Origin of the sequence: uncultured Campylobacter sp., assembly GCF_937997465.1 — a bacterium.
Taxonomy (GTDB): domain Bacteria; phylum Campylobacterota; class Campylobacteria; order Campylobacterales; family Campylobacteraceae; genus Campylobacter_A.
This window is the reverse complement of the sequence record NZ_CALKTQ010000122.1, coordinates 1-8,045: the sequence shown is the minus strand read 5'-3', so window position 1 is coordinate 8,045 and position 8,045 is coordinate 1. Positions and strand designations below refer to the sequence as shown.

General features: G+C 48.2%; 11 protein-coding genes. 2 read left to right on the top strand and 9 right to left on the bottom strand.

Annotated elements, in window-relative coordinates; genetic code table 11:
* Window positions 1-649: dephospho-CoA kinase (gene coaE, locus Q0546_RS03815; RefSeq protein ID WP_298790686.1), on the bottom strand; the 649-nt coding region annotated here is incomplete at its 3' end.
* Between the two features lie 73 nt (window positions 650-722).
* On the opposite strand from coaE, the gene purM reads away from it, so the two are divergent.
* The gene (purM, locus tag Q0546_RS03810) at window positions 723-1,706 is read left to right on the top strand and encodes a phosphoribosylformylglycinamidine cyclo-ligase (RefSeq protein ID WP_298790684.1); all 984 of its coding nucleotides are present in this window, start codon (window positions 723-725) and stop codon (window positions 1,704-1,706) included.
* A gap of 44 nt (window positions 1,707-1,750) precedes the next feature.
* A complete protein-coding gene (locus Q0546_RS03805; RefSeq protein WP_298790680.1) occupies window positions 1,751-2,116 on the top strand; it encodes an Imm10 family immunity protein in 366 nt (121 codons plus the stop codon).
* Window positions 2,117-2,173: 57 nt separating this feature from the next.
* On the opposite strand, the gene Q0546_RS03800 is transcribed toward Q0546_RS03805, so the two are convergent.
* The 8 genes from Q0546_RS03800 to Q0546_RS03765 all read right to left on the bottom strand — a co-directional run bounded on the left by Q0546_RS03800 (window position 2,174) and on the right by Q0546_RS03765 (window position 7,737).
* Window positions 2,174-2,347, bottom strand: a complete 174-nt coding sequence (locus Q0546_RS03800; protein WP_298790678.1) for a hypothetical protein — start codon at window positions 2,345-2,347, stop codon at window positions 2,174-2,176.
* A 184-nt stretch (window positions 2,348-2,531) separates the two neighbouring features.
* Window positions 2,532-2,678, bottom strand: a complete 147-nt coding sequence (locus Q0546_RS03795; RefSeq protein ID WP_298790676.1) for a hypothetical protein — start codon at window positions 2,676-2,678, stop codon at window positions 2,532-2,534.
* Between the two features lie 102 nt (window positions 2,679-2,780).
* Window positions 2,781-3,350 carry a flavodoxin gene (locus tag Q0546_RS03790; RefSeq protein ID WP_298790674.1) on the bottom strand — a complete coding sequence of 190 codons (570 nt, stop codon included), beginning with the start codon at window positions 3,348-3,350 and terminating at the stop codon, window positions 2,781-2,783.
* Window positions 3,351-3,366: 16 nt separating this feature from the next.
* A complete protein-coding gene (locus Q0546_RS03785; protein ID WP_298790672.1) occupies window positions 3,367-4,242 on the bottom strand; it encodes an alpha/beta hydrolase in 876 nt (291 codons plus the stop codon).
* Between the two features lie 79 nt (window positions 4,243-4,321).
* Window positions 4,322-4,552, bottom strand: a complete 231-nt coding sequence (locus tag Q0546_RS03780; protein WP_298790670.1) for a hypothetical protein — start codon at window positions 4,550-4,552, stop codon at window positions 4,322-4,324.
* A 26-nt stretch (window positions 4,553-4,578) separates the two neighbouring features.
* Window positions 4,579-5,700, bottom strand: coding sequence for an alpha/beta hydrolase (locus tag Q0546_RS03775; protein WP_298790668.1), 1,122 nt, complete (start codon window positions 5,698-5,700; stop codon window positions 4,579-4,581).
* A gap of 75 nt (window positions 5,701-5,775) precedes the next feature.
* Window positions 5,776-6,645: an aldo/keto reductase gene (locus tag Q0546_RS03770; RefSeq protein WP_298790667.1), complete on the bottom strand. Its 870-nt coding sequence runs from the start codon at window positions 6,643-6,645 to the stop codon at window positions 5,776-5,778.
* 225 nt (window positions 6,646-6,870) lie between these two features.
* Entirely contained in the window at window positions 6,871-7,737 is an 867-nt protein-coding gene (locus tag Q0546_RS03765) for an AraC family transcriptional regulator (protein ID WP_298790665.1), read from the bottom strand.
* Window positions 7,738-8,045 lie beyond the last annotated feature (308 nt).

Sequence of the window (8,045 nt, the reverse complement as noted above, 5' to 3'; positions counted from 1 at the left end):
AAAATCTCTCCACCGCGGCCTTAAGCGCGGCAAGATCGCCACTATTGTCTATCACGAAGTCCGCCATAGCGCGCTTTTGCTCTATATCCATCTGCAGCTCCACGCGGTGCTTTGCAGCGGCGCGATCCAACCCATTTCGCTTCATCACGCGCGCAATCAGCGTATCCTTAGGCGCATAAACGACTGCCACTTTGTCAAAAAACTCATACCTCTTGCCCTCGAAAAACAGTGGGATATCGACGAAGTAAAACTTTCCTTTCGCCTCCAAAGCCTGCGCCTGCGATAAAATTTCAGCCGTTATCTTCGGATGTAGCAGCGCTTCTAGCTTTGCAAGCTCTGCGGGGCTTTTAAACACCAGCTCTCCTAGCTTTTTGCGATCTACCGAAACGCAGGGCGCGGACGAAATTTCCTCATCACTGCCAGCGTCAAATTCCGCATGCGAACTCAAATTTTCAGCTTTCGCGTCCTTTTGCACGACATATTGCGCGCCGAAAATTTCAGCCACCTGCACGGCGCAGCGATCCAAAACGCAATGCGAAATCTTATCGGCATCGATGATCTCAAATCCGCGATCACGAAGCAGCTCGCAAACCGCGCTCTTACCGCTGCCGATGCTGCCCGTGATGACGACGGCGTGTTTAAATTTCAAGGTGAGCCTTTATAGCGTTTTTATTCGATTTTAGCTAAAATCTGCGAAATTATACCATCTTGGAGGATAAAATTTGATAAGCTACAAAGACGCTGGCGTCGATATAGACGCGGGAAATGACTTCGTAAACGCGATAAAACCGTTCGTTAAAGCGACGCAAACCCCACACGTTTTGGGCGGAATCGGCTCGTTTTCGGGTGCGGTGAGGCTACCTGCAGGCTACAAAAAGCCCGCGATTCTCGGTGCCACCGACGGCGTGGGCACAAAACTGCGACTCGCGATCGACGCACGCAAATTTGACGGCGTCGGCCAAGATCTCGTCGCGATGTGCGTAAACGACCTCATCTGCAACTTTGCCGAGCCGCTATTTTTCCTCGACTATTACGCGACGGCAAAGCTCGAGATCAGCGATGCCAAAGAGGTCGTAAAAAGTATCGCTGAGGGCTGCAAACTCGCTCGCTGCGCACTGATCGGCGGCGAAACGGCAGAGATGCCCTCGATGTATGAGAAAAGCGACTTCGACCTCGCAGGCTTTGCCGTGGGTATTGCCGAAGAGGACGAGATCGACCGCAGCAAATTTGTGTGTGAGGGCGACGTGCTCATCGCGCTTCCTAGTAGCGGTCTGCACTCAAACGGCTTCTCGCTCGCTCGCAAAGTAATTGCCGAGCTGGGGCTAAAATTTGACGATAAAGCGGACGGTCGCGCGCTCATTGATGTACTTTTGGAGCCGACTAGGATTTACGTCGGCGACTTTTTAAATTTAAAAGACAAGATCCACGCTCTAGCGCACATCACGGGCGGGGGCATCGTGGAAAATCTACCGCGCGTATTTCCAAAGGAGCTGGGCGCGAAGATCGATCACGCCGCGATCCGCACGCCCGAAATCTTTAAAATCATCGCGCAAAAGGTTGAGCCCGCCGAAATGATGAGGACGTTTAATATGGGCGTTGGCATGATCGTCGTAGCTCCGAAGCAAAACGCTGACTTCGTGCTAGCTAGAACCGACGGCTACGTCATCGGCGAGGTCGTAAAAGGCGGGGGCGCACAGCTCGTGTAAATTTGAAGCGGTAAAATTTGCCGCTTTTTGCCAAAGCAGAATTTATGTTTAGACTAAATTTTAAAGCAGGTGTTGCGACCGCTTCCAAAAACAGCGCCGATAATTATTATATGATAGGCCTAGCGGACGACGAATACGACTATAAGAACTATCTGCTTTTTCAAAGATCGATCAGGCTCGGGCAGTACGAGGACGCAGACGCGCCGCATAACGGCTTATGCGCAGAGCGCAATGACGACGTATGCTATAACGGCTGCAAGGCGGTGAAAATCACTAGCGAGTTTATCGTTTTTGAAGTCCAAGATAGCGTCATCACCGTGGATATCAGCGGAGTCAAAATTCCCAAACGCTTCATTCAGTATTGCAAAGAAATTTTCGGCGATCTACTTAGTATCGAGGGGCAAATTTAAATACGCAGCGGCACGCAAAATTTGCCTGGCGACTGTCGCAAATTCTACCGGAGGATACTACTCCGAATCCTTTGCGTTCGCTTTTTCGATGAGGCTTTTATATTCGTCTTCGCTTAGATGCTCCAGCCACGTTACGTTTTTGCCGTCCTTTTCAAAGGTTACCGCGATATGCTCGCCGTCTTCGTGTAGTCTGGCTCCGTGCCAGTGTTTGACGCCAGGCGGACAGAGCACTACGTCGCCAGGACGAGCGGTTTGTATGGTTCCGCGCCGTATCGGTGTAAATTTTACCCTACGTTACGATTAAATTTTGCCCCACGGGATGCGTGTGCTACGCCCGTGCGTACTCCGCGTGGAAAATGCACCAGCGCAGCCGCTGCATTTGCGTAAGGCGTCGCAGCAAAAAATAGCGCGGTATTCAGACTGCAAAAATTTTATCGCTCACCTTATCATAAACTGCGAGATTTTCCTTTTTAACCAAAACTTGCTTTTCCTGCATCTTTTCTCCTTTGTTTATATTTTTTGCAATGCTCTCTTGCGCGCTTAAATTTAATGCCCACGCCATCGCCGCTAAACTCAAAATTTTAAGAATTTAGCGTTTATTTTTATCTTTCATTATGTTGGCTTTAAATTTAATCACAAATTTAAAGCCAAAGTGTGAGCTCGCCTAAAATTTCGCGAGCCACTCTTTTATCTCTTTTTCGCTCGGTCTCTCGCCAAAGCACTTCCCCGCTAGCCACTCGCCGCCGTTTGCTTTCTTGGCTAAGTTTTTATCGCTATTTTCAAGCCCGGAGCTATGAACGGTGCAAAACGGGATCACTTTTTTGCCGTTAAAATCGTTGTTTTTTATAAACTCGTCGATCGGCCACGCAGCATCGTGCCACCAGATCGGATAGCCCACGAAAACAGCCTCGTAGCTCTCCCAGCCGGGGATTTTAGCGTTATTTAGCGGTACGCTCCTAAGCAACGCATCGTCATGTTCGCGACTAACGCGACTTTTTGGATCGTTGTAGTTTAGATCCGCGTTCGTGTAGGGCTGCATCGGTTTTAGCTCGACTATCTCGGCGCCTAAATTTTGAGCTATTAAATTTGCCGCTCTAGCCGTATTGCCGCCTGCTGAAAAATAGACTACGAGCGTCTTTTGCGGTTCAAATTTGATATTTTCCGCCGCGCTTTGGTTTGCCGCGAAGGAGCACATAGCAAGCGCTGTAGCCACTATTTTGCTTAGTTTTTTCATTTTATTTTCCTTTCCTTTATCTCATCTGTTCTTGCCAAAATTTGACCGCCTCATCCAGCCAGTCTTGTGCCGCCGTGCCGGTGCCTAAGCCAAATCCGTGACCTAAATTTGCGTAGCTACGAAACTGCGTTTTAACGCCCGTAGCGGCTAAATTTCGTATCCGTCTCTCCATCACGCCGGGGCTTGCGATCCAGTCTTTTTCGCCAACGACAGCAAAGGTCGGCGGATCGTTTCGCGTAAAATCCGAATAGCCCGTATATTGCATTATCACGGCTGCAGGTCGCGGATGCGAGCCCTGCTCAAAAGCCTGCGTGCCGTAGCTTCCCAGCATCGCCGCAAGCCTAGCTCCGGCCGAGCCGCCCCACAGCGAATAAAACTCCGCTCCCACCTCAAGCTCCTTTGCGTGCTCAAAAATAAAGCTAATCGCACGAGCAAGGTCTTGCGCCCCGCTCCTAGCGCCCGGGCGGTAGATCAACGCAAAGGCGTTGTAACCCTTTTTAGAAAGCTCAAGCGCGTGCGGGAAACTATCATGCATCGCGCCCACATAGGCAAAGCCGCCTCCGGCGACCACCACTGCAAACGGCTTGCCCCGCTCGCCTTTAAAATAAAAAAGCCCAGTATCGTTTTTGCGTGGATCGGCAGCTTTTTCGGTATTTGAGTAAATATCGTAAAATACCTGCTTGCCGGCTTTGGCGCGATCTTTTAGATAGTTTAAAATTTCAACCGTTTTATCGGCATCGATATGCTCGTACCACGTCAAATTTAGCTCGCCGAGCCTACCGCCGCTAAAGTAACCAGCATCTGTAGGAAAAAGCAGCCTGCCGTAATCACCAAACGCCGCATCATGGACGACGTCTGAAATTTTGCTCTCTTTTGTAAAATTATCGTTCATTTGCCCTCCCGCTAGCGCCGCCACAAATAGCGCCGAAATCAAAAACTTTTTCAAATTTAACCCCTATAACCAAAAACCGCTAAAGACTTTTTAGGGCATCTCTTACGTTTTGCAGCGCGACTTTTAGTTTGTCCGCATCGCCAGCCGCCGCATAAGTAGCCACGCTAACGAGCGCTAGCTGTTTGTTGCTAAGCGCCCCGCTAAGCTTTGCCGCGTGCGGAAGCTCGTTAAAATTTATCATCGCTTGCTCCTTTGCCGAGCTTAAATTTAAAGCGAATAAAATAGCTAAAACAATTCTAAAAATTTTCACCGCATGCCCTTTGTTTTTATTCGTTTTTACAAATTTTCTCCGTAAAACTGGGCTAGCTTTTTCATCGCGACGTCCACGTATTCGGGCTTATAGTAAGTGTCAATATGTAGCGCTCCGTCTATCTTAAAGTACTCCTTCTTCTGCGTACCGCTAGCGCCCGCGAAAGCTCGCTCGCTCATATAGGCGCTGTCGGCTTTGGAGCCTACCATCATCAAAAGCGGCTGATTGATTAGATCCATATTGCTCGCAGCGTCGAAGTTCATGAGATCTAGCAGACTGCTTTTGGTGTAGGCGAAGGTGGAGTTTGGATGCGCGTGCGTGCGATGGTAGTATTTTAGCCCCTCGCGGTAAAGATCGTTGGTGATTTTGGCTATTTCCTCGTCGGTTAAATTTGGATCCGGCACGTATTCAACCTCGCCCGTTAGCACCTCTTTGGCGCGTGCGTCGCTAGCATCTTTTAGTCGTTGCTGGATAGTCGAAATTTGCGCGTCCAAAAAGCCGTTTCGCCTAGCTAGTCCGCTATCAAAAGCACTTAGCGTCGCCACGGCTTTGAAAATTTTATCAGTCTGCGCGGCTTTTAGCGTATATCCGCCGCCTCCGCAGATACCTAGCACTCCGATACGGTCGCGATCTACGCCTTTAAATTTAAGCAAAAAATCGGCTGCCGCGCGGATATCCTCGATCCTGTTTGCAGGCGTATCGACGTTGCGCGGCATGCCCCCGCTAGCGCCCTGATAAGCCGCGTCAAAGGCGATCGCGACGTAGCCAAGCTCCGCTAGGCGCTGCGCATAGAGGCCCGCTACCTGCTCCTTCACACCGCCGTTTGGATGCGCCACGACGACGGCCGCGTAACTCTTGTTAGGATCAAAATTTGCGGGCGTATAGACGTTGGCCGCGATATCTAAGCCTCGAGATTTATAGCTTACCGGCGTCAAATTTACCTTGCCCGCCTCGTTTTTGCTTATCGCGTCGCCGTAAACCAGGCCGAACGGATTTTTAGCCGCATTTGCGGCAGCCTCTTTGCTCGGGTTGGCGAATGGGACTTTGGGTTTTTCTACCCTCTCGCCAGCATTGTTTTCTTTTGCGTTTAAACTGCTCATAGCTACTGCTCCTCCTACTGAAATTTTCATAAAATTGCGTCTTTTCATTGCTTGCTCCTTATTTATAGTTATTTAGTCTTTTGACCCATTGCGGGTCGCGGTGATCGAAAAATAGGCCTGCTTTTATTGTTTTGGCGTATTATCCTTCATCCAGTTTATAATCCGTTTTACCATGCTGTCATCTCTGTGGTCGGAAAATAGCGTCTTGCCTGTATCCAGCGCAGCGATAGCAGCCATATCATCAGGTGCAAGCGCAAAATCAAAAATGTCGAAATTTTGCTTCATTCGCTCGATTTTAACGCTTTTTGGAATGACGATGATGCCGCGCTGAATTAACCAGCGCAAAATAACTTGAGCCGAGCTTTTGCCGTATTTTTCACCGATACCGCTTAGCACGGCGTTTTTAAATATATCGTTTTTACCCTCGGCAAAGCTAGCCCACGATTCAAATGCTATCCCGTAGCCATCAAGTACGCGTTTTAACGCTTCACGCTGAAAAAACGGATGGCACTCAAGCTGATTTACCGCAGGGATGACGCCGCTGTTTTCGCACAGATCGACGATCCGATCAGCGTAGAAGTTGCTAACGCCGATAGAGCGGATGCGACCCTCTTTTTTAAGCCTACTCATTGCTCGCCACGCGCCGTAGGTGTCGCTATATGGCTGATGGATGAGATACAGGTCGAGGTAGTCAAGCCCTAGCTTTTTCATCGACGCATCAAACGCCTTTAGAGCCCGCTCCTCGCCCGCATCGTCAATCCAAAGCTTAGTAGTGATAAACAGCTCCTCGCGCTTTATGCCGCCTGCAAGAGCCGTCTTAATTGCTGCACCAACGCTTTCTTCATTAAAATACGCCTTTGCCGTATCGATGCTGCGGTAGCCGACCGAGATCGCATCCTCAACGCATCTTTGCGTCTCTTTCGGATCTACCTGAAATACGCCAAATCCTAAAATCGGCATCTTATTGCCGTCGTTTAAGCTTACAAATTCCATTTTTGCTCCTTGTAATTTTGATTTTTAAACTGAAATGATTATAACAGTTTTAGAAAATAGGCGGTAGAACGATCCTGCAAAATCATTGCCTATTTCTGCAAATTTTATAAAAAATGCAAAATTTAGATCAAATTTGTAGTTAAGCTGGTCCAAAATATAAAATTTAGACAAAGAAGCTTGTGAAATAAAATCAATGAGAGGGCAGTAGACCTGCCCGCACTAAATTTAAGCGCCCGTTATGGCTAAGACGTGCGCCTTAGGAGGCATGCCAAACATCCTGGAATACTCTCTATTAAACTGCGACGGGCTCGCGTAGCCGACGGCAAATGCGGCCTCTGCGGCGTCTAAATTTTGATTTAATAAGAGTTTTTTTGCTTCTTCGAGGCGGATCTTTTTTTGAAATTGAAGCGGACTAAGCGCCGTGATACGCTTAAAGTTATGATAGAGCGACGATGCGCTGATGCCGAGCTTTTTGGCTAAATTTTCGATATTTATCGCCTCGGTGTAGTTTGATTTTATCTCTTTGGCAGCGCGCGTGACGCGGTTTTCTATGGTTTCTAGCATCACGTATTGGCGCAGGAAATCGCCGTTTTCGCCCTTTAAGAGTATGTATAAAATTTCCTTTATCGCGAGCTTTGCTAAAAATTTAGCATCGTTTGGACGCTCTAGCAAACAGATAAATTTAAATACGGCTTCAAGCAGCTCATCATCTACCACTCCAAGAGCCAGCCCTGCAAACTCGCCCTTTTTGCTCTCGGCGCCGCCAATGCTCTCGATCACGCTTAAAATATCCTCTAGCTCAAAGTTGATCTTTATGGCTAGATACGGGCAGCCTTTGATCTTCGCAACGGCGGGGATATGCGTAGCGGCTAGCAGATAGCGCTGCTCATCGTACTCGTAAAAATCATTACCGACTTTGGCTAGTTTTGAGCCTTTAAAAACCATGCAAAGCGCCGGTTCGTAAACGCCGGTTAAAAACTCGGTCGGCACGCTTGCTCGGTAGACAAATAGCTCCTTTATATCGCTTTGTATCTTGCCGTCTGAGCTAAATTTAGCGTCCAAATACTTACAAATTTCATCTATCTTGCTCATTGTGCCTCCTTGATTTTTTGAATTTTAGCAAAATTTATAAAATAGCAAGCTGCGAATATCCACCGGCCCGCTTTCTCAAATTTAGCAAGTAAATAGGCAAAGCTGACTCGCCAAATATTTAAAAGAGCTCAATCCAAAATGATAAATTCGGACGGTTTAACGACCGTCCGAAAATCAAAAGTCAAAGCAAGAGGCTAAAGCCATAAACCAATTTACTCCATTTAAATTTATCTTGCCAGCTCAAGAATTTTAGCGATATTTTCGCGGCTGTAAAGCTCCGCCATATTCCACGCTTTGGCGTTTGTCGC

What these genes read in the sequence shown, in the direction of transcription:
- Q0546_RS03805 (WP_298790680.1), top strand. Translation starts at nt 1,751, where the DNA reads ATGTTTAGACTAAATTTTAAAGCAGGTGTTGCGACCGCTTCCAAAAAC.
- Q0546_RS03795 (WP_298790676.1), bottom strand. Translation starts at nt 2,678, where the DNA reads ATGGCGTGGGCATTAAATTTAAGCGCGCAAGAGAGCATTGCAAAAAAT.
- Q0546_RS03790 (WP_298790674.1), bottom strand. Translation starts at nt 3,350, where the DNA reads ATGAAAAAACTAAGCAAAATAGTGGCTACAGCGCTTGCTATGTGCTCC.
- Q0546_RS03785 (WP_298790672.1), bottom strand. Translation starts at nt 4,242, where the DNA reads ATGAACGATAATTTTACAAAAGAGAGCAAAATTTCAGACGTCGTCCAT.
- Q0546_RS03775 (WP_298790668.1), bottom strand. Translation starts at nt 5,700, where the DNA reads ATGAAAAGACGCAATTTTATGAAAATTTCAGTAGGAGGAGCAGTAGCT.
- Q0546_RS03770 (WP_298790667.1), bottom strand. Translation starts at nt 6,645, where the DNA reads ATGGAATTTGTAAGCTTAAACGACGGCAATAAGATGCCGATTTTAGGA.
- Q0546_RS03765 (WP_298790665.1), bottom strand. Translation starts at nt 7,737, where the DNA reads ATGAGCAAGATAGATGAAATTTGTAAGTATTTGGACGCTAAATTTAGC.